Source organism: Paraferrimonas sp. SM1919, from assembly GCF_010993985.1.
Lineage (GTDB): Bacteria > Pseudomonadota > Gammaproteobacteria > Enterobacterales > Shewanellaceae > SM1919.
In genome coordinates this window covers 12,401-33,175 of the sequence record NZ_WINH01000003.1, presented here as the reverse complement: position 1 = coordinate 33,175, position 20,775 = coordinate 12,401, and the positions used below count along the sequence as shown (strand labels likewise).

Genomic DNA, 20,775 nt, shown 5'->3' with positions numbered 1-20,775 from the left:
TGACCACAGGGCGGATATAGCGGCCTAAAACAAAAATCCCCGCTAATTTAGCGGGGATTCTTTGTTAAGAAGTAAGTGCTACATAAATCAAATATGCAAAATAGGCGATAAGACTTAACCACGCATTAGATATTGTAAATACATACTTATCCCAAAATGACTCAACCAGTTTTGTTATTGGGGTGCCGTTTTCTGTATGGCCTACTGTAACGATTTTCATTTTTCAGCCCTCGACTGATTATTAATTACTCGATGTTATAACATTTAATCTTGTTTTTTGTCAATTTCAGCTTTTTAGAGATTGCCTTTAATAATGTTCAAGCAAGGTTGCAAGATTTCCAAAAATGGCGCGAGGGCTTTTTTACAAACTCCGTAAACTTACAACATGTGCATGAAGTCTCGCAGCGATTAATGGATCAGGGTATGACTTTGGATGAAATCAAGACAGGGTTTAAAGCTTGGGTTGATCCCAGGGCGGATATAGCGGGGCTTTTTACTATAATGAAAGTAAGCCTAGAATTGTAAGGGTGATAATCGCTGCCGCATAGGTGTATGTCGTAAATACATACTTATCCCAAAAAGATTCCACAGCTTTTTTAATAGGTACGCCGTCTTTAGTGTAGCCTACGATAATGACCTTCATGCTTGCTCCTTGGGGTAGGTTGGTTATTGAACGATCTCGTAGCATTTAATCTTCTTTTTTCCAACTTCTTTAGCAATAAATTTTAGTGAACGGTTAGCTCAAGGCTATTATCAATAGTCATATTCGGCGCAAGTTGTCTCGGAATAAAATAAAAATGGCAGCGAGGATCGGTTGATCGTCGCTGCCATTTTTGTGTGTTTATTTGTCTTACTATTTGTCTTTCTATTTGTCTCTAGGCATCAACTTAGGTTGCCACTCTAACCAGTCCGGCTCGGGAGACTTATGCATGGGCAGTTCAGCCCCTGCACTAAGGGCAGCAGACTCGTCATTACTAAGCTCGGTTACCACGCCGATTCCCCCTGATAGTAAGGTCTCTATAGAGCCCGCATCTACCTTGGTGCCTGAGAAAATGCCAAAGTCGATTTCAATGCCAGATAAATCCCAAAACTGACTCGACTGATTCACCAGATGTTGCCACTGACTGCCAATATTAACATGGATTTCGACTTGCTGTGCGTTAGCCGCTAATTGTAATTGAGTCACTTCACCAATTTTAACACCACGGAAAAATAGCCCCGATCCAACTTTTAACGATGGCATACTTGTCCTCGTTAACACCAGATTTAGGCCATTACTAGGTTGGATGTTGGGGCTGAGTAATGTACCAATAAATTGATTCTGTTCGGCACCAGCACCCGGTAAACTGGCGATATAACTGCCACTCACTAAAGTTTCTAAGTTAGCAATTTTGGCGGCACCTAATTCCGCACTAACCTGATAAAATTGGGTGCCCTGTTTACTAAAATGTTGCGCATAAGGCTGATACAAGGCTAAGGTTGCATTCAGTTGTTGAAGGTCAGCTGACATGGTTAATTCACTGATATGGCCAATTTTTTGTCCAAGATATTTAACCGCAGCACCCTTAGTTAAGGTGGACTTGGTAGGGAACGTCACCTTAACATATTTGGCTTGGGCTCTTGCATCTTGCTCATTGACATAAAGGATGTCATTTGCAGCTAGGCTACTCTCAGGTTCGAGATGGCTGAGCACAATGCCGCCTTTGATGGCTTGTTGCAAAGGGGCAACCTTAATTTTCAAGCCTGAAACACCGGCCTCAACATCTAGCGCGGCTTGTTGCCAAAAAATTTGCTTACCATTAAGTAAATTTTGGTAATTGGGATTAATTTTAATCGTAATCGTGAAGTGGTCCTGTTCAGAATTCCAATTTGTGTTATCAACAAAACCGATTTCCATTCCTTTGTAGCTGACAATTTGCTGTGGACTGACACCGTTGAGCTCAGAGGTTTGTAGAATAACTTTGCTGTAATCGGCTAATTGCCTTTGGTAATGGGCTTGTTGTTGATCTTTATAGAGGGCAAGTTTGCCTTTAGTGTCATCATTAACTACTTGGATTTGTCCTGTTAACGCCGAACTTATTGCGCCACTGTTAACGTTTACGCCATCTAAACTCGCATCAAGCTGCATCATGGGGCGATGTACAAAGTAACTATTAGGTGTAATTAATTTGCTGAATTCTGGATAAATTTCTGCGGTGAACTCAACTGAATTAAAGTCATCAGCTAATTTTACTTGGGTAATTTCGCCAATGGTGAAGTCTTTATGGGTGATAATTGCACCCTGGGTTAACCCAAAATCTTCTGCAGCGCTAAATTGATACAGTTGGCCCAAATGGGTTTTAGGGGCCTGGGTTAATAAGGTGAAATCATGGCCAATTTGTTCGCGCTCTGAGGGTAAAAACTCAATAGCTGGCCCAGTGATCAGTCTGCTCAAGTTTTTACTGCCAGCAAGAGAAACCTCGGCACCAGCAATCCAAAATTGACTGTCTATTTTTAGAAGGGAATCATATGGTTTATAGATATCGACTAGGATCTCAACGCCTTCATCCAGCAGCGTTATTTCACTGACTTCACCGATATTAAGTTGGCGGTATATGATAGCTGCACCAGTACTTAGCCCATGGGGATGCTCGGCAGTAAATGTTAGAGTGCGGCCAACATTGGCTTGATCTTGATCCTTATAGAGTTTAAAACTGTGGCCATCTTTAATCGACTCCCCTTGACTAGGGCTGGAAAAGGCGATACCGCCGGCCAGAATACTGGCTAAAGATTCCGTTTGTAGGCTAATACCATTTAGATTTGCTTTCGCAGTAATGCCACTGACGTTCCAAAAACGGCTATTGGCGTTGACCAAGTATGCATATTGTTCTTCAATAAAGGCCGAAATAGTCACCTGATTTTGTTTGGTTAACTGGTAATTTAAAATGCTGCCAACAGGGATCTGTTTGAAATAAATTGGCGAACCTTCTTTTAAACTTCCTAAACTGTCGGTGTTAATAACAAAATTCAGACCATTTTCGCCCTGTTGCAATAGTGGCGCTTGCTCTTCAGCGATAAACTCTGATTGACTGCGGCCTTCGCCGGGTAATAAGCTGATATAATTACCTGAGAACAGGGCATCTAAGCCTTCAACACCAGTGATACTGGCTTTGGGGGCGACTAGCCAAAATTTACTGCCTTCTGTTAATAGATCCTTGGCTCGATAGTCAATTTCAACGGACACTTCGACGCCTTTTAAATCATCAGCAATGTCAATATAAGTGACTTTACCAACATTGAGGCCTTGATATTTAACTAAGGTTTTACCAACTTCCATACCTGCAGCACTTGGAAAAGCAATCGTAATCGTAGCGCCTCGTTGCTGATAGTTTTTGAAGCCTAGCCAGGCAACCAAAAATAGAGCCAGTACAGGAAGAATCCATACTGGAGAAAGCATTTTTTGTTTTCTAATGGTAGCGTCTTCAGCGGTCATGTTGTTGTTCCAGTTGATCCCATAATAGTCGTGTGTCTAATGCTTTTGCAGCTAACTGCGTGAATAGAATAACTGCAGCAAATGCAGTCGCGGCAGGGGCCGGTTTAGCATCCAGCAGTTGTCCCATATTCACCAATGCTACTACGATAGAGATAACAAATAAATCGAGCATAGACCATCGACCTATCCATTCAATTACTCTGTATGAAAAATGAAGTTTTTGTTTACTGAGGGGCATGTTTAACGAAATCGTCAGCAAAATCACAAACAAGCCGATAATTTTAAGCCAAGGTACTAAAATGCTGGCGGTAAAAACAATGATAGCAATAGCGATCAATTCATTATCAACCAACGACATTATTCCTGAAAAAATGGTGTCGTAGGTTATTACTCCTTGTTTAGTGAGTTGGCTAATTGGATAAAGATTAGCGGGGAACAACAGGATAAACGCGGTTAAAAGGTATGCCCAACTTTTTAAAATAGAGTTCGGTTTACGGCTAAATAAAGGCTCTTTACATCTGCGACAGTGAGTCCATTGGGCGACGTTAGTCAAATGGCAATTATTACACATCATTAAGTTATGCTTCACAGTCGACTCGCTTCTCAAATTCTTGCCACATTGCTTCTGTTGAATATTCCCTTTGCATATAGAGTACAAATATAAACAACAAACCGAAACTTAAGGTGCCGTATCCAAAATGAACATCGGCAAAATCAGATAGCTTAAATACGGAAACGAGAAAGCTAATCAAATAAATTTCTAACATTGTTAATTGGGTGAGTAGTTTATGCCATTTAAACAGTCGTCTTAAAAAATCTGCTTGGTTACAGCGGATGCTATCTTGTTTTAATATTTGGACTTGAATAATGACGCTAACAATCAACAACAAAGGCGCCACAACAGCCGAACAGATAACGGCTATCGCTACTAACCAAAAACCCTGATGCCAAACTTCGAGGGCGGCACCGGTAATTGTGGTTAATCTAATACTGCCAAAAAAGTGTATTTCTAAAATAGGCAGTAAATTGGCAGGGAAGAAAATAAATAACGCTGCCCATGCTAGACTGCCAAGACCGCTTAGTGAACTAATAGGGTAATGTAACACAGAGGAATGGCATCTAGGACAAATGGCCCTTTGTTTGGGTTTTAATGTCGGCCAATTAAGTACTTTGTCACAATGGCGACAGAGTAATAATTTTTCCCTAGTAGGTGATTTCAATGTGTTCTCTGTAGTACTAATAATTTATAATTTGATATTATAGCTTGAAAATAAATGCTATTTGCTAACAAAATCATAATGGTAAGAGCAGTGTTTGGCTGTTTTTTGACAATTTTACCCCTTTCGGGGCAATTGTCATACTCTGTTTTGGTGCATTGCAGTACTAATCAATAACAATTAAGAAAATCCATGACAAATATTCAAGAACAATACCGTATTATTGCTTTACAGGCTGAAGCACTTTTAGAGTCTGAATCTAATCAAATTGCTCAACTGGCCAATTTATCGGCTTTATTAAATGAACATTTAGCAGACATCAATTGGGTGGGCTTTTATTTAAATATTGATCAGCAGTTGGTTCTGGGGCCATTTCAAGGCAAAGTGGCTTGTACACGCATTCCTTTTGGTCGTGGAGTATGCGGTGTTGCTGCCAGTACTGGCCAGATCCAAAGGGTTGCTGACGTGCATCAATTCGAAGGTCATATTGCCTGCGATAGCGCTTCAAATTCAGAGATGGTTTTACCTATAATCCTTGATAATAAAGTGTTTGGGGTTTTAGATATTGATAGTCCAAGCCTTAACCGCTTTACGGAAGAGGATGAAAAAGGCTTAAAAAACGTGGTAGAAATCTTAAAAAAGGTCTTAACTGAGTAAAATACCAGCAAAAGTGCACGCTTTAGTGGCACAATTTTTTTGTAGCTAGGTATAATGCCTGTCTCTCTACAATCCTGAGGGGATTATGAAAGAGCTAGTATATATTCAAGACTTCTTAGTGTCAGCCGATGAAGTAGGCGACTGGGAAGGAGATGAACAACTTGTAGCAGATAACTTAAATCGTATATATCATTGTATATATTCTTTGGCCGATGAAGACATCGCCATTGAAAAGTTAGAGCAAACCTTATTGGCGGTCTGGGGCTTTTGGCAATATAACTCAGACCTAGTTAGTTTAGAAGATGAAGAGATCGAAGTTTTTGCTGCCTGGTTGCTAAGCCAGCAACAGCAAGAAGATGATGAACTCTAAACATGGAATTAATGATGGAATCAACCGAAAAGTTGACCGATGTAAATCAGGTTATCACATATTTAACTCAACAATTTCCTAACTGTTTTATTGCAGAAGGTGAAACTAAGCCACTTAAAATTGGTCTATTCCAAGAGTTGGCAGAGCGTTTAGCAGACGACCCTAAAGTCAGCAAGACTCAATTGCGTCAAGCTATTCGCCGTTATACCTCAAGTTGGCGTTACCTTCGTGGTGTTAAAGCAGGTGTTCAACGTGTTGATTTAGATGGTAATCCATGTGGTGAGATTGATGCTGAACACGTTGAGCACGCTCAAACAAGCTTAAAAGAAGGTCAGGATAAAGCCAAAGCCAAGCGTGATGAGCAACGTGCTAAGCAAAATAAAGAGCGTAAAGCTAAGGCGACACCTAAACGTGCACCTCGTTCAGATAAAGCCAAGCCTGCAGCTAAGAATGCACCAGCTAAACCTGTTGTAGTGCCAAAAGCCCTTTCAGAACTTTCAACTAATCAAAGAGTGAAAGTGAAGCTAGGACAAGCTGCAGTTCCAGGTCATGTGGTTGATTTTGTTAAGGATGAAGTGAATGTTCAACTTGACACAGGCCTTACAGTAAAAGTAAAACTGGATCATATCCAGCTTTAAACCCCATTAAGGATCAGGGAGTAGGTTTATGAAGAAAACTTTGGCGTTAGCGCTAGCACTTTTAATTAGCAGTTCCTTAACTTGGGCAATTGAACCAAAGTTAAGTATTGATGAACTACCAGTGTTGACTCAGGAAGAGCAGCACGCTACCTCAGCTTCGCGTATAACGGTAAAGTTTCGCCGCTCCCACTATCATAGATTTAGCTTTGACGACAGCTTTTCAGAGCAAGTTAAAGATAGATTTATTAAACAATTGGACTTTAATAAGACGATTTTAACGGCATCAGATATTGCACGCTTAGAACCTTATAAATACCAATTCGATGACATGCTGCGATCAGGCAAGCTGCAACCGGCTTATGATTTTTATAATTATGTCGCCCAGAAGCGCTATCAACGATTGGCTTATGCGTTAAAATTACTCGAGCAGCCGATGAATTTTGACCTCAAAGGTGATGTTTATCAGTTTGATCGTGAAAATAGCGAGTATGCCAAAACGGAAGCAGAGCTTGACGAGCTATGGCGTCAAAGAATCAAAAATGAAGCCCTAAACTTAACTTTAACCGGCAAAAGCTGGGAAGAAGTTAAAGAGCTGTTAGGCAAGCGCTATAATAATGCCATTAAGCGCCTCACTCAGACAAATTCAGAAGATGTGTTCCAATCCCTTATGAACGCATTCGCTCGTACCATTGAACCCCACACTAGTTATCTATCTCCACGCAACGCTGAGCGGTTTAAGCAACAAATGAGCCTTTCTCTAGAAGGTATTGGTGCTTCTCTGTTTATGCGTGATGATTATACAGTTATTCGTTCGTTAGTACCTGGTGGTCCAGCTGAAAAAAGTGATCAGCTTGCACCAGATGACCGCATAATCGGTATTAAGCAAGAAGACGAAAAAGAGTTTACAGACGTCATTGGCTGGCGCTTAGATGATGTTGTCGATTTGATTAAAGGGCCTAAAGGTACAGTAGTTACCCTTGAGATTTTACCTAAGAAAGGCGGTGCCAAGGCGCAATCTTTTGAGTTGGCAATTGTACGAGACAAAATTCGTCTTGTTGATAGTGCCGCCAAAGGTAAGATCATCCAACCTAAAGCTGGGATTTATAAAGATCTAAAAGTTGGTGTGATTGAAATACCAAGTTTTTATCATAAATTGTCTGAAGATATTGCTAAAGAGTTAGCTAATTTTGAAGGCCAAGACATTGCCGGTGTAGTACTTGATCTAAGAAGCAACGGTGGTGGCGACTTAAGAGAAGCCATTAACGTCACTGGACTATTTATTGATCAGGGGCCGGTGGTACAAGTCAGAGACAGTAACGAACGGATTTTACAACACAGAGATAATAGTGGCTCTTCCGCTTATGATGGCCCATTAACCGTGTTGGTTGACCGTTACAGTGCTTCGGCATCAGAGATCCTTGCAGCAGCACTGCAGGATTATGGCAGGGCTTTGATTGTCGGAGAAGACACCTTTGGCAAAGGTACAGTGCAAAGGCATATGAATTTAACGGTACAAACTGATCAGTGGTTCAAGAGTTTCGTTAAACCTATTGGTTCGGTGCAATATACCATGGCCAAATTTTATCGAATTAATGGTGGCTCAACCCAACTCAAAGGTGTCACACCGGATATTAAACTACCATCGCCTTTTGAGCCTGGTGAATTTGGTGAAGCGGATGAAGACAATCCATTGCCATGGGATAAAATACCGGAATCACGCTTTAGTCGGGTTGATGATGTCAATTTGCAGTTAATTGAAAGCTTGTTGCCGAACCACCAAACGCGTATGCAACAGAGTAAAGAAATCGGTTATATCTTGGATGACATTGCCCGTTACAAGGAAAATAAAGCTGAAAAAGCAGTCAGTTTAGAACTCAGTATCCGTCAACAAGAGCAACAACAAGACGATGCATTGGCACTTAAGCGTTTGAATGAACGCCTGCAAGCAAAGGGCCTTGATCCTGTTAAAGATTTAGAAAGTGCCCCTGAAGATTTTGAAGCCGACGATGCCTATTTAGATGAGGCGATCAATTTGACGATTGAAATGGCCAATTCACAGCTTTATGCAAAAAAGTAACAAATAAATAATATCAAAAAGGCCAGTTATCTGGCCTTTTTTCATTTTAAAAGGATGAAGACGTATGTCTCAAGAAAAGCATTTAAAAGATTATACTTCGCCAAACTTTACCATTACTGACATCGAGTTAAACTTTAACTTGCACCCTAATAAAACACAGGTAACTGCTAAGTCAAAAATAAAGCGCTTGAATGAGTATGCTACTACCGTTGAGCTTGATGGTAGCGCTTTAAAATTACTGAGTATTACTTTAGACGGAAATATTATTGAGCCCAGCTTAGATGATCATTCGTTACGTTTTAGCTGTGATCAAGATGAAGCTGAATTAGTTATTGAAACTGAGATTGATCCCCTAGCAAATACCTTACTAGAGGGGCTGTACATGAGTGATGGCAGCTACTGTACCCAGTGTGAAGCCGAAGGTTTTAGACGCATTACTTATTTTATGGACCGCCCAGATGTACTGGCTAAGTACACTGTCCGCGTAGAGGCACCTAAAGCTGGGTTCCCATACCTATTAAGTAACGGTAACTTAATCGAACAAGGTGAGCTTGATAACGACCGTCACTTTGCCTGCTGGCAAGATCCTTTCCCAAAACCGAGCTACCTATTTGCATTGGTTGCCGGTGACTATGACTTACTTGAAGATAAGTTTGTTACCCGTAGCGGCCGTGAAGTTAAATTACAAGTTTTTGTTGATAAGGGTAATTTACATAAAGCTGCGCACGCTATGGTGTCGCTGCAAAAATCGATGAAGTGGGATGAAGAGCGTTTCGACTTAGAGTACGATCTCGACATTTACATGATTGTTGCGGTGGACTTTTTTAACATGGGCGCTATGGAAAATAAGGGCCTAAACATCTTTAACACTAAATATGTGTTAGCGGATAAAGCCTCAGCCACCGATGATGACTTTGATGGGATTGAATCGGTTATCGGCCACGAATACTTCCATAACTGGACCGGTAACCGTGTGACTTGTCGTGACTGGTTCCAACTCAGCTTAAAAGAGGGCTTAACGGTATTTAGGGATCAGGAATTTAGCTCTGACTTAAATTCACGGGCCGTACAACGTATTAATGCCGTTAAGGTCATGCGCAGTGCTCAGTTTGCTGAAGATGCAGGCCCTATGGCGCACCCAATTCGCCCGCAATCAGTGCTAGAAATGAATAACTTCTACACGGTAACGGTTTACAACAAAGGCGCAGAGGTGATCCGTATGATCCATACCCTAATTGGCGAGCAAGCTTTCCAAGCGGGTATGAAACTGTACTTCGAACGTTTTGATGGTCAGGCGGTAACCTGTGATGATTTTGTCGATGCTATGGCCGATGCCAGTGGCCGTGACTTCAGCCAATTTAGACGTTGGTATAACCAAGCGGGTACGCCAGTGGTTGACGTTGAACAAAGTTTTGATGCGACTACAGGTCAATACCAATTACACTTTAGCCAATCGACCCCAGCCACCGCGGATAAATCGGCTAAAGAACCAATGCTTATTCCAGTTAGTTTTGAGCTGTTATCTGAAACGGGTGAATCCGTAGAGTCTGGCTTATTAGAGCTAACAGAAGTTAAGCAAAGCTTTAGCTTTGATGGCCTTAAAGCACAGCCAGTTGCTAGCTTATTTAATGAGTTTAGTGCACCAGTAAAAGTTAACTTTGAGCAGACACTTGCTGAAAAACAAACCCTATTAGCCCATAGTGCCAATGAGTTTAGCCGTTGGGATGCCGCACAATCGCTGATGACTACGGCTATTTTAAGCAATCTAGGCGAAGTTAAAGTGCTAGATCAAGGCTTAGTTAGCGCCCTTGAGCAGGTATTAACATCAGAGCTAGACGACCATTTCAAAGCGGAAGTATTAACGCTGCCAGCGCTGTCTATTTTAAGTGAAGCCATGGATGTGGTTGATGTGGATGCCTTGGTTAGCACCCGTAAATGGCTCAAGAACGAGTTAGCTCAGCAATTGCAATCTGCTTGGTTAGCCAATTACCAAGGTTTACTGTCAGTAGATGGCATTGGCGCCCGGGCCCTGAAAAACCTATGTTTAGATTACCTGAGTTTCTGTTATGAGGGCGCAGCGGATCTGATCACTGCCCAGTATCAGTCTTCCCAGTTAATGACCGATACCCTAGCAGCACTGCAAGCCTCAACTAATTTAGAGGCTAAGTTCTACCAAGCCTTGTTAGCGGACTTTGGTGAAAAATGGCAGGATGTACCATTGGTTATGGATAAATGGTTTGCTCTGCAGGCGAATCTAGGTACTGGCGCGGTGATTGAGCTCATTGGTCAGCTTCGTAACCATAGCGCCTTTAGTATTGATAACCCGAACCGCGTACGCAGCCTAATTGGCAGTTTTGCTATGCAAAACATGGCGCAGTTCCACCGTATAGATGGGGCAGGGTATAAGCTATTAACCGATACCATTATCGAGCTAAACACTATTAACCCACAGGTGGCGGCGCGAATTATTACCCCGCTTACCCAGTTCAAACGTTTTGATGCTAAGCGCCAGCAGATGATGGTGTCACAATTAGAGCGTATTGCGGAATTGCCTGAACTTGCTAAAGACTTACAAGAGAAAGTGTCTAAGGCCCTTGAACAATAGTGATAGCAACAATAATGATGCAGTAATTCGGCAATAATGAACGGCTTTTATTGCTTCTGTATAAAAGCTGTTCAAACGGTTGTCTTGGCTAGGTTTTTTTGTTGACTCAAAAACGTTTATCAGTAAAATAGCCAGCGTCTTCAAGGGAAACCTTACTGACCCTGCCCGGGTGGTGAAATTGGTAGACACAAGGGATTTAAAATCCCTCGCGGGTTTCCGCGTGCCGGTTCAAGTCCGGCCCTGGGCACCATACAAAAACAAAAAAGCCTGCTCTTTGAGCAGGCTTTTTTGTATGCGCGAAGCGCATATTCGAGCACGCTTCTTCGAAGCTTTAGCACGTAACTTCGTTCCTTTGGTACGGCTTCGCCTTTAGTAGAATAACGTCGATGGTCAAACGGAGAAAGTCGAACGCAAATGGGCTTTCGACATTGTACATTCGACTTTCTTCATTTTTTATTCCAGCGTCCCGTAGGCTTTAGCCGTGCAGATTAAAGCCAAGCAATGGCGTACTAGACTCGAGCTACCAAGTAGTGTTCTCGCAGGTGAAGCCGCTCTCGTAACTCGATTCTGTTATCCGTTATCCGTTATCTCTTCACCCGTAAGAAGCGAATAACGCTTGCCATTTTTGAGGTAGGGCTCGAATTTGGGCATCACTTTTAAAAACGCTTCACTTTGTTTGAATTGTTCAAGCCAGGTTTGCAGTGGTTTAAGGTCTAAGCCATCAAACCAGGCTCTGTCGACATGGGCGAACTGGCGAATAAATGGCGCAATAGCAAAGTCAGCCAATGACGCTTTTGTACCCTGTAAATAGGGGCCATTAGTTAGTTTTGAGTTCAGTAACAGGGCGAACTCTAGGGCGTCTTGACGATGTTGTTGTTCGGTTTTATCAAGGTTACGTTGCGGGTACTTGTAGCCATCAAGGGACTTTTTAAAAGGGCCATCGTTAATGCTGATTAACTCTAGAGAAGCCTCCAGATTATCTAATAGATTTGATTGTGCCTGTTCTAAGGCGTAAATCATGATCTCTAAAGACTCACTATTGACTTGGCCATCGCTAAACTGCAGGGTAGGGACGGTTCCAACAGGATTGAGCTCAAGCATATGCTCGGGCTTGGCTTTAAGTTCGATTTCCCTTAGTTCAACATCTATTCCAGCTAGGTACAAGCCAAGGCGGGCACGCATGGCATAGGGGCAGCGACGGAACGAATACAGTAAGGGCAGGGTTGGTTGAGTCATATGTTTATTTTCTTATACAAAAAAGCCAGTAAATCTATTTTACTGGCTTTCAATTAAAAACAAAGCAAGTGAAGGGCGTGTTGACCTTTCATGTTTACTTTATGTGCGAATTAAAGGGCAAGATAGCAAGGCACTCGAATTGAAGCATAGTTGTTCTATGTAAAATGAGAGTAACGCAGATAGCTTGACCTTTAAACGCATCCTGCGGACAGCGTTTGTTAGCCATTTCTAATACGTTGGCGCTCATCGGTGTGGAACAACCACACGTCAATCGCGCCGCCTTATTCTTTTAATTAAACAGCAAAGGCCAACACGCCCTAGCTTAAGCTTTCTTCGCCTTCAGGCATTTCAACATGATGTTCTTCTAAACTCATTAACAAGCCCCAAACTACAAGCGTGGCAAAACTTAAGAAAACGCCAATATTTAACTGCCCCTGTAGTGGTATCCAGCTCATCACCAAAGTGGCCATACCGGCTAACAGGTTCTGTACACCGCCCAATAATGCGCCGGCAACGCCTGCATGCTTTGGAAAGGGTTGCAGTGCAAGGGATGTTAGGGTTGGAAATAATGCTCCGGCACCGGCAAAGAACAACACCGACCCAAGCACTACCGTGGCAACAATGTTATGACCGAATAAACTTGGTACCAATATAATTAATGCCCCTAGGCCTAAGGAGAATACCCCAAGCTGTAATACTTTCTTTTGTGAGGTTAACTTAGCCGCGTAATACGCCCCTAATAGATAACCAGGAATAGGCAAGACAAATAGCACCGAAATCATTAACGGGCTTAAACCAAAGGTATTACCGTATAAGATACCTGCCACAGCCTCAAATGCTGCCACACCACTTAGGGTTGCCACTAGTGAAACCATAAAGATCACAAACACTTTGTTTGATAATACATGCTTGTAGCTTTGCAACACTGGCTGAAAGTTACGCCGTTCTTTGGTTAAAGGCTCTGGGAAAGTCAATGCAAGTACGCCAATGACTATGATTGATAGTATGCTCAGTACTAGATAAATATCTTGCCAGCTTGAGTAACCAACAATGTAGCCACCTATGATTGGTGCAACTAATGGTGAAAATAAAATTGCCATAGACACGATAGAGTTCATCTCTAGCAGCTTTTTACCGTTATATAAATCCCTAGGGATTGAGCGGGCTAGGGCGCCAGCAGCAGCGGTACCGGCACCTTGAATAAATGAACCTAGGTAAAGCTGTTCAATGCTGTTGGCATAGTAGGCTACTTGAGCACCAATAAAAAATAAAACTAATCCAGATAGTAATGGAATTTTTCGACCTAAACGGTCAGACAAGGGGCCGTAGATAAATTGAAATAGCCCATAGGGAATAAGATACCAGGCCATGATCCCTTGCATCGCCTCAGGATCGCTGTTTAAGCTTGAAGATATTTCCGTTAATGCTGGTACGAACATGGTTTGTGCCATTTGGCCAATCCCAACCATAAGGATCATTTGTAAAACAAAAATAGTATTAGAATGCTTTGTCATTTCTTGTAGTACATCACAAATAAGTGGCGCAATGATACTTGCAACACTGTATTGTGCAAAGTGAAATATGCACTGCAATTGAGAATATTTTCTTAGAATTAGGATTAGCTTTACTAATAGTAAAATAGCAAAACAAAAAAGGCAGCCTAAGCTGCCTTGAAATCAATCAGTCAATGCTGGATCAAGCGACTTTAATTACTTTTAGTGTATTGGTACCACCAATGGTTTCCATCACATCACCTTTAGTCATGATAACCAAATCACCAGATTGTAGGTAACCCAAATCTCTTAATGTATCAGAAGCCACTTTAGCAACTTCTTCTGCGGCGATGGTAGTAGTATCAAATTCAACCGGTTGTACACCACGGTAAATGGCCATTTTATTAAGGCTTGAAGTATGGCGTGACATTGCATAGATAGGTAAACCTGAAGAAATACGCGACATCAGTAATGGGGTATGACCGGATTCCGTTAGCGCGATAATCGCTTTCACGTTTTCTAGGTGGTTAGCCGCATACATAGCAGAGAATGCAATGGTTTCTTCTGGATTGCTGAAAGTATTTTCTAAGCGGTGCTTTGACGTTTGTGTGCTAGGGTGTCGTTCTGCACCTAAACAAACATTAGCCATTGCTGTCACGGTTTCAAATGGGAAGTCACCAGCCGCAGTTTCTGCAGAAAGCATTACCGCATCAGTGCCATCAAGTACGGCGTTAGCAACGTCCATGACTTCTGCACGAGTAGGCATAGGTGAAGTGATCATTGATTCCATCATTTGGGTAGCAGTGATCACTGGGCGATCAAGTTGACGACAACGAGCGATAAGTTTCTTTTGAACGCCTACTAGCTCAGGATCGCCAATTTCAACCCCAAGATCACCACGGGCAACCATAACAACATCTGAAGCCAATACAATATCGTCTAGGGCTTCATCAGAGTTTACTGTTTCAGCGCGCTCAACTTTAGAAACAATTTGTGCTTCAAGGCCAGCTTCTTTGGCTAGACGGCGGGCGTAATGAAGGTCTTCCCCTGAACGTGGGAAAGATACCGCTAGGAAATCAACGCCGATTTTAGCTGCAGTAACAATATCAGCTTTATCTTTGTCAGTCAGTGCGGCAGCTGACAGGCCACCACCTTTGAGGTTAATGCCTTTATTGTTACTTAATGGCCCAGCAACGGTGACCTTAGTGAATACTTTGACGCCTTCAATGCCAGTGACTTGTAGCTGCACTCGACCATCGTCAAGCATTAGGATGTCGCCAACCTTAACGTCTTTTGGTAGCTCTTTATAATCAAGACCTACTTGGTTAACGTCACCTTCACCTTTAGCTAAGTCGGCATCTAGGGTAAATGCAGCACCAAGCTCTAATTGAACTTTTTGATTATCTTTGAAAGTCGATACACGGATTTTAGGCCCTTGTAGATCGCCAAGTATACCGACGTGGACACCTAATTCTTTGGCGATTTTTCTAACCTGCTCAGCACGGGCGATGTGATCTTCTGCGGAACCGTGTGAAAAATTCATACGAACAACATTCGCTCCTGCTTGAATAATCTTTTTAAGATTATCATCACGGTCGGTTGCTGGTCCAAGGGTGGTTACGATTTTAGTTCTGCGGAACATGCTCAACTCCATCACTGTATCTGTGTGAATCTTTAAATTGACCTAATTCTAACAGATACCGATACAAAAAATGTAGTAAAATTACGAAATAATGATTTAAAACTGGATAAAGTAAAACTTTATAGGATTTATTTTCTGCCCAACCAATAAAGGCAGATCAAAATCTTGATCTGCCTTATATCCTAGAACAAAAAATTGCTTTAAAGCTCTTTATTTACTCTCGATTCCTTTAAAACTTCTTTGACACGCTTTAAAGAATCACGGAAACGAGGACCACGGCGTAGGGTAAAGCCCGTTGCTAACACATCGATCACTACCAGTTGGGCTAGGCGTGACGCCATTGGCAGATAAAGGTCTGTATCTTCAGGTACTTCCATTGTTACAGGCAAGGTACATTCAACTGAAAGTGGCGAGTGGCGGGCGGTAATACCAATGACTTGGGCGCCGTTTTCCCTGGCCATACGGGCCATGTCTATCATAGATTTAGTGCGGCCAGTGTGGGAAATCAGTACCACGACGTCGCCTTCATTAGAGTTAATGCAGCTTATACGTTGCATTAATACATCATCAAAGCAAGACACAGGAACGTTAAAGCGGAAGAACTTGTTCTGAGCGTCATGGGCTACCGCTGCAGAAGCGCCAAGGCCAAAGAAACTGATCGTACGGGCTTGGGTTAGCATATCGACCGCTCTGTTGATAGCATTGGTATCAAGGGATTGGCGGGCACTGTCTAAAGCAGCCATGGTAGACTCAAATATTTTAGAGGTATAGGAGTCGGAATCATCATCCTCCTCAACATGTCTACTTACATACGGTGTACCGTTAGCTAAGCTTTGTGCTAAGTGTAACTTGAAATCCGGAAAGCCTTTGGTATCAAGGCGTCGACAAAAACGATTGACGGTGGGCTCACTTACATCAGCAAGTTTAGCTAGGGCGGCGATACTTGAATGAATCGCAGTTTGAGGCGATGTCAGGATTACCTCTGCAACTTTCCTTTCCGACTTACTAAACAAAGATAAGTTATTATGTATTTTTTCTAGTGTGTTCATTAATACTACCAGTTTTTATACTTATAAGGAGGTAACTTCAACTCTAGTGTGCAACAATAGAGGCTATACGCTCATTCATGATCTATGTCATATACTCTATAATAAAGAGCTTAAATTATTTGAAATATTCACTACTGTACTTTCAGTAATGTAAATTTACCAGAAAATTTTATTGGTTTTTGATCAAATTAATTCATTTTAATTGAAAATAAGCCAGTGCATTTCGCAATTTTTGTTGTTATATTACAACAAAAGGCATTTGTGTCCCGCTAAAAAAGAAATATTGGAGAATATAATCCATGGGTACTCAAAATAATTCCTCTAATGCATGTGATTTTGTGTTATTTGGCACTCAAGGGGATTTAGCAACAAGGAAGCTGATACCAGCCCTATACCAACTTGATAAAGCAGAGCTGCTCGCTGAAGAAACGAAAATAGTCGGCGTATCTAGACATGCTTTATCTCTAGAAGAATATAAACAAGTCGTTGCCGATTCTTTACAGACTTTTGTTAAAAGTGATGAGCTTTGCCAAACAACGACTCAAAGATTTATTGATCGCTGTTTGTTTACCGAATTAGATTTTGCCAAGACTGAGGATTACGTTAACTTTAAAAAAGTACTTAACCCGAATAACGTCATGGTTAACTACTTTGCCACGCCACCATCTATCTTTGGCAGTATTTGTGAGGGATTAGATAAAGCAGGGCTGATTTTAGAAGATACTCGTGTCGTCTTAGAGAAACCGATTGGTCACGATTTAGAGTCATCTAAAGTCATTAACGACCAAGTTGCTCAGTATTTCAAAGAAGAACAAATCTACCGTATTGACCACTACCTTGGTAAAGAAACCGTCCAAAACTTAATTGCACTACGCTTTGCAAATTCACTTTTCTCTTCCAAGTGGGATAACCGTACCATTGACCATGTACAAATTTCGGTAGCCGAAGAAGTCGGTATTGAAGGTCGCTGGGGTTATTTTGACCAAGCCGGTCAAATGCGCGATATGATCCAAAACCATTTACTGCAAATTCTCACATTAGTGGCCATGGATCCTCCGGTGAATCTTAATTCTGATTCTATCCGTGATGAAAAAGTAAAAGTTCTTAAATCTTTAAGACGTATTGACCAAACCAATGTGCAGGACAACACAGTACGTGGTCAATATACCTCTGGTTACTTAAAGGGCGTGCAAGTCCCAGGTTATCTAGAAGAAGAGGGTGCAAATACCTTATCGAATACCGAAAGCTTTGTTGCGATAAAGGTGGATATTGATAACTGGCGTTGGGCTGGGGTACCTTTTTATCTGCGCTCAGGCAAGCGTATGCCTGCGAAAAGTTCTGAGATTGTGGTTTACTTTAAAAACCCACCACATAATTTATATAAAGAAAGCTACCAAAAGCTTCCTGCCAATAAGTTGACTATTCGCCTCCAGCCCCATGAAGGTGTCGATATTCAAATGCTTAATAAAGTCCCTGGTTTATCCGAAGCAACTCGCCTACAAACCACTAAACTTGACTTAAGCTTTTCTGATACTTTCAAAGAGCAACGTATTGCAGATGCTTATGAGCGTTTGATTTTAGAAACCATGTTGGGTAATCAGTCCTTGTTTGTGCGTCGTGACGAAGTCGAAGAAGCGTGGAAATGGGTTGATGGCATTATGCAAGCATGGGAGCAATCAGGGGAGCAGCCTAAAGGTTATCCTGCGGGTTCATGGGGGCCAGTATCTTCGGTGGCTCTGATCACTAAAGATGGTCGTTCTTGGGATGAATAAAATGATTGATGTTTCTGTATTTAAAGAATTTAACCAACCTAGCGAGCTTGAAGCGGCGTTAAGTCAAAAAATAGCTTCGCAATTACAAGCCGCGGTTGATACCAATGGCAGTGCCAGTTTGTTGGTTTCAGGGGGCAATACCCCTAAGGCTTTATTCCAAGCCCTAAGTAATATTGCCATTGATTGGCAAGACGTGTTCGTCACCTTAGTCGATGAGCGCTGGGTGCCGAATACCGATGCTGCCAGCAACGAAAAAACCGTTCGTGAAAACCTACTGCAAAATAAGGCTGCCACGGCCAAGTTCCGGCCGTTGGTAAATATGTTTGAAACCCCAGAGCAGGGCTTACAAATGGTCACCGAATCTTTGTCTAACCTACCACAACCTTTCGATGTGGTCGTGCTAGGTATGGGTAACGATGGTCACACTGCTTCTTGGTTCCCATGTTGTGAGCAAGTGGATGAGTGTTTTGATACAGATGCCTTATTACTGGCAACCCACCCAACCACGGCGCCAAATGCTCGTATTACCTTTAGTGCTAGTGCCATTTTAAAGGCTAAGCAAATTTACCTGCATATTGTCGGTCAAGAAAAACTTGATGTATATAATCAAGCTATTAGTGATAAGGATATTAAAACCATGCCAATTCGTGCAGTGCTCAACCAAAAAGCAGCACCTGTGGATGTATATTGGTCTGCGTAAGGAAGTAAAATGATGAACCCAATTATTGAAAAAGTCACACAGCGTATTATTGAACGCTCTAAAGAAACCCGTGCCAAGTATTTAGCTGCGATGAAGCATGCCGCAGATCAGGGTGTACCTCGGGGTACATTAAGCTGTGGTAACTTAGCTCATGGTTGGGCTGCTTGTAACAAAGACGATAAAGCCTCTTTAAACTCTCTGACCAAAGCCAACATTGGTATTATTACTGCCTATAACGATATGTTGTCAGCGCATCAACCATACCAAAGCTACCCAGACCAAATTAAAGCTGCAGTAAATACCGTAGGTTCAGTGGCCCAGGTTGCTGGCGGTGTTCCAGCCATGTGTGACGGTGTCACCCAAGGGCAACCTGGTATGGAGTTAAGCCTGTTAAGTCGTGAAGTGATTGCGATGTCGACCGCAGTGGGCTTATCTCATAATATGTTTGATGGCACGCTAATCTTAGGTATTTGCGACAAGATTGTTCCTGGGCAATTAATGGGCGCGCTAAGTTTTGGTCATTTGCCAACCATGTTTATTCCTGCTGGCCCAATGCCTTCGGGGATCCCTAACAAAGAAAAAGCCCGCGTACGTCAAAAGTTTGCCCAAGGCCTAGTGGGTCGTGAAGAGCTGCTTGCGGCTGAATCTGCCAGTTACCACAGTGCCGGTACCTGTACTTTTTATGGTACCGCCAACTCGAACCAGTTAGTGATTGAGCTAATGGGTTTACAGCTACCGGGTTCTTCATTTGTGCCGCCAGAGGGTGGTCTACGTACCGCGCTGACTGATTTTGCATCTAAGCAAGTTTGTCGTTTAACTAAGCAAGGCGGTAATTATGTACCACTAGCTGAAGTAGTAGACGAGAAAGCGATTGTAAATGGTATTGTGGGTCTATTAGCTACGGGTGGTTCAACTAACCTCACCATGCACATTGTGGCCTTTGCCCGTGCTGCCGGTATCATTGTTGATTGGAATGACTTCTCAGAACTGTCAGCGGCAGTACCTTTAGTTGCCCGTGTTTACCCGAACGGCCAAGCAGACATTAACCATTTCCACGCTGCCGGTGGTATGGCTTACCTAACTAAGACGTTATTAGAAGGTGGCTACCTGCATAATGACGTTAAGACCTGTGTGGGTGAAGGTCTAGACAAATACACCATGGAACCGAAAGTGATTGATGGTGAACTGCAATGGGTTGAAGGTCCACAACATTCCTTAGATGAAGAAGTATTACGTCCAGTAAGGAATCCATTCCAAGAAAACGGTGGTTTAGCGCTGATGGAAGGTAACCTAGGTCGAGGTGTTTCTAAAGTATCTGCGGTAGCTATTGAGCACCGTCATGTTAAAGCTGAAGCGGTTGTGATTGATGATCAGTCAGAGCTACAAGGCTTATTTGATGCAGGCACCCTCAACAAAGATTGTATTGTAGTGGTTCGTGGTCAAGGCCCGAAAGCCAACGGTATGCCAGAATTACATCGTTTAACTCCAATCCTAGGCTCTCTGCAGGACAAAGGCTACCACGTTGCCCTGGTAACCGATGGCCGTATGTCTGGCGCGTCAGGTAAGGTGCCTTCGGCCATTCATATTAGCCCAGAAGCCATTGATGGTGGCTTAATTGGTAAAGTGCAAAACGGTGACATTGTTGAGCTAAACGCTAATACAGGTGAGTTAACCCTACACGTAAGTGTAGAAGAGCTGGCTAAGCGTGAACGTTATGTTCAGAAAGATCTCAATAATCAGTGGGGCATGGGCCGCGAGCTATTTGCGGGCCTGCGTAGTCAGTTCACTGCGCCAGAATTAGGTGCTCGCGCGACTAAAACTAGCGACGAATTACATTAATAATAAGG

The 20,775-nt window shown here is 42.5% G+C and carries 16 protein-coding genes and 1 tRNA gene; 9 read left to right on the top strand and 8 right to left on the bottom strand.

The window, feature by feature from the left end; genetic code table 11:
• Positions 1-496: 496 nt before the first annotated feature.
• From GFB48_RS02335 to GFB48_RS02320, 4 genes are all read right to left on the bottom strand, one after another.
• Positions 497-643, bottom strand: a complete 147-nt coding sequence (locus GFB48_RS02335; RefSeq protein WP_163930748.1) for a hypothetical protein — start codon at positions 641-643, stop codon at positions 497-499.
• Positions 644-865: 222 nt separating this feature from the next.
• A complete protein-coding gene (locus tag GFB48_RS02330; protein WP_163930747.1) occupies positions 866-3,472 on the bottom strand; it encodes an MlaD family protein in 2,607 nt (868 codons plus the stop codon).
• Positions 3,462-4,046, bottom strand: a complete 585-nt coding sequence (locus tag GFB48_RS02325) for a paraquat-inducible protein A (RefSeq protein WP_163931035.1) — start codon at positions 4,044-4,046, stop codon at positions 3,462-3,464. The genes GFB48_RS02330 and GFB48_RS02325 overlap by 11 nt, the downstream gene beginning before the upstream one ends.
• Before the next feature lie 4 nt (positions 4,047-4,050).
• Complete coding sequence (locus tag GFB48_RS02320) at positions 4,051-4,692, bottom strand: paraquat-inducible protein A (protein WP_163930745.1); 642 nt, start codon at positions 4,690-4,692, stop codon at positions 4,051-4,053.
• Positions 4,693-4,881: 189 nt separating this feature from the next.
• Here GFB48_RS02320 and GFB48_RS02315 point away from each other — a divergent pair, with 189 nt between their 5' ends.
• The 6 genes from GFB48_RS02315 to GFB48_RS02290 all read left to right on the top strand — a co-directional run bounded on the left by GFB48_RS02315 (position 4,882) and on the right by GFB48_RS02290 (position 11,286).
• The gene (locus GFB48_RS02315; protein WP_163930743.1) at positions 4,882-5,346 is read left to right on the top strand and encodes a GAF domain-containing protein; all 465 of its coding nucleotides are present in this window, start codon (positions 4,882-4,884) and stop codon (positions 5,344-5,346) included.
• 85 nt (positions 5,347-5,431) lie between these two features.
• Complete coding sequence (locus tag GFB48_RS02310) at positions 5,432-5,716, top strand: hypothetical protein (RefSeq protein WP_163930742.1); 285 nt, start codon at positions 5,432-5,434, stop codon at positions 5,714-5,716.
• 14 nt (positions 5,717-5,730) lie between these two features.
• Entirely contained in the window at positions 5,731-6,354 is a 624-nt protein-coding gene (gene proQ, locus GFB48_RS02305; protein ID WP_163931033.1) for an RNA chaperone ProQ, read from the top strand.
• 28 nt (positions 6,355-6,382) lie between these two features.
• The gene (prc, locus tag GFB48_RS02300; RefSeq protein WP_163930740.1) at positions 6,383-8,431 is read left to right on the top strand and encodes a carboxy terminal-processing peptidase; all 2,049 of its coding nucleotides are present in this window, start codon (positions 6,383-6,385) and stop codon (positions 8,429-8,431) included.
• A gap of 64 nt (positions 8,432-8,495) precedes the next feature.
• Positions 8,496-11,036: an aminopeptidase N gene (gene pepN, locus GFB48_RS02295; RefSeq protein WP_163930738.1), complete on the top strand. Its 2,541-nt coding sequence runs from the start codon at positions 8,496-8,498 to the stop codon at positions 11,034-11,036.
• A 163-nt stretch (positions 11,037-11,199) separates the two neighbouring features.
• A tRNA-Leu gene (locus GFB48_RS02290) sits at positions 11,200-11,286 on the top strand.
• A 320-nt stretch (positions 11,287-11,606) separates the two neighbouring features.
• Here GFB48_RS02290 and GFB48_RS02285 read toward each other — a convergent pair.
• The 4 genes from GFB48_RS02285 to GFB48_RS02270 all read right to left on the bottom strand — a co-directional run bounded on the left by GFB48_RS02285 (position 11,607) and on the right by GFB48_RS02270 (position 16,456).
• Positions 11,607-12,272, bottom strand: coding sequence for a glutathione S-transferase (locus GFB48_RS02285; RefSeq protein WP_163930736.1), 666 nt, complete (start codon positions 12,270-12,272; stop codon positions 11,607-11,609).
• 317 nt (positions 12,273-12,589) lie between these two features.
• On the bottom strand, positions 12,590-13,786 hold the full coding sequence (locus tag GFB48_RS02280) for an MFS transporter (protein WP_205597663.1): 1,197 nt from the start codon (positions 13,784-13,786) through the stop codon (positions 12,590-12,592).
• A gap of 181 nt (positions 13,787-13,967) precedes the next feature.
• Positions 13,968-15,407: a pyruvate kinase gene (gene pyk / locus GFB48_RS02275; RefSeq protein ID WP_163930732.1), complete on the bottom strand. Its 1,440-nt coding sequence runs from the start codon at positions 15,405-15,407 to the stop codon at positions 13,968-13,970.
• Positions 15,408-15,607: 200 nt separating this feature from the next.
• Positions 15,608-16,456 (bottom strand): MurR/RpiR family transcriptional regulator, encoded by an 849-nt coding sequence (locus GFB48_RS02270; RefSeq protein ID WP_163930730.1) that lies wholly within the window; start codon positions 16,454-16,456, stop codon positions 15,608-15,610.
• A gap of 299 nt (positions 16,457-16,755) precedes the next feature.
• On the opposite strand from GFB48_RS02270, the gene zwf reads away from it, so the two are divergent.
• Genes zwf through edd form a run of 3 tightly spaced genes read left to right on the top strand, consistent with a single transcriptional unit; the run spans position 16,756 to position 20,767 of the window.
• Positions 16,756-18,228: a glucose-6-phosphate dehydrogenase gene (zwf, locus tag GFB48_RS02265; protein WP_163930728.1), complete on the top strand. Its 1,473-nt coding sequence runs from the start codon at positions 16,756-16,758 to the stop codon at positions 18,226-18,228.
• Position 18,229: 1 nt separating this feature from the next.
• Positions 18,230-18,928: a 6-phosphogluconolactonase gene (gene pgl / locus GFB48_RS02260; protein WP_163930727.1), complete on the top strand. Its 699-nt coding sequence runs from the start codon at positions 18,230-18,232 to the stop codon at positions 18,926-18,928.
• Positions 18,929-18,940: 12 nt separating this feature from the next.
• Positions 18,941-20,767: a phosphogluconate dehydratase gene (gene edd / locus GFB48_RS02255; RefSeq protein WP_163931031.1), complete on the top strand. Its 1,827-nt coding sequence runs from the start codon at positions 18,941-18,943 to the stop codon at positions 20,765-20,767.
• The last annotated feature ends 8 nt before the right edge of the window (positions 20,768-20,775 follow it).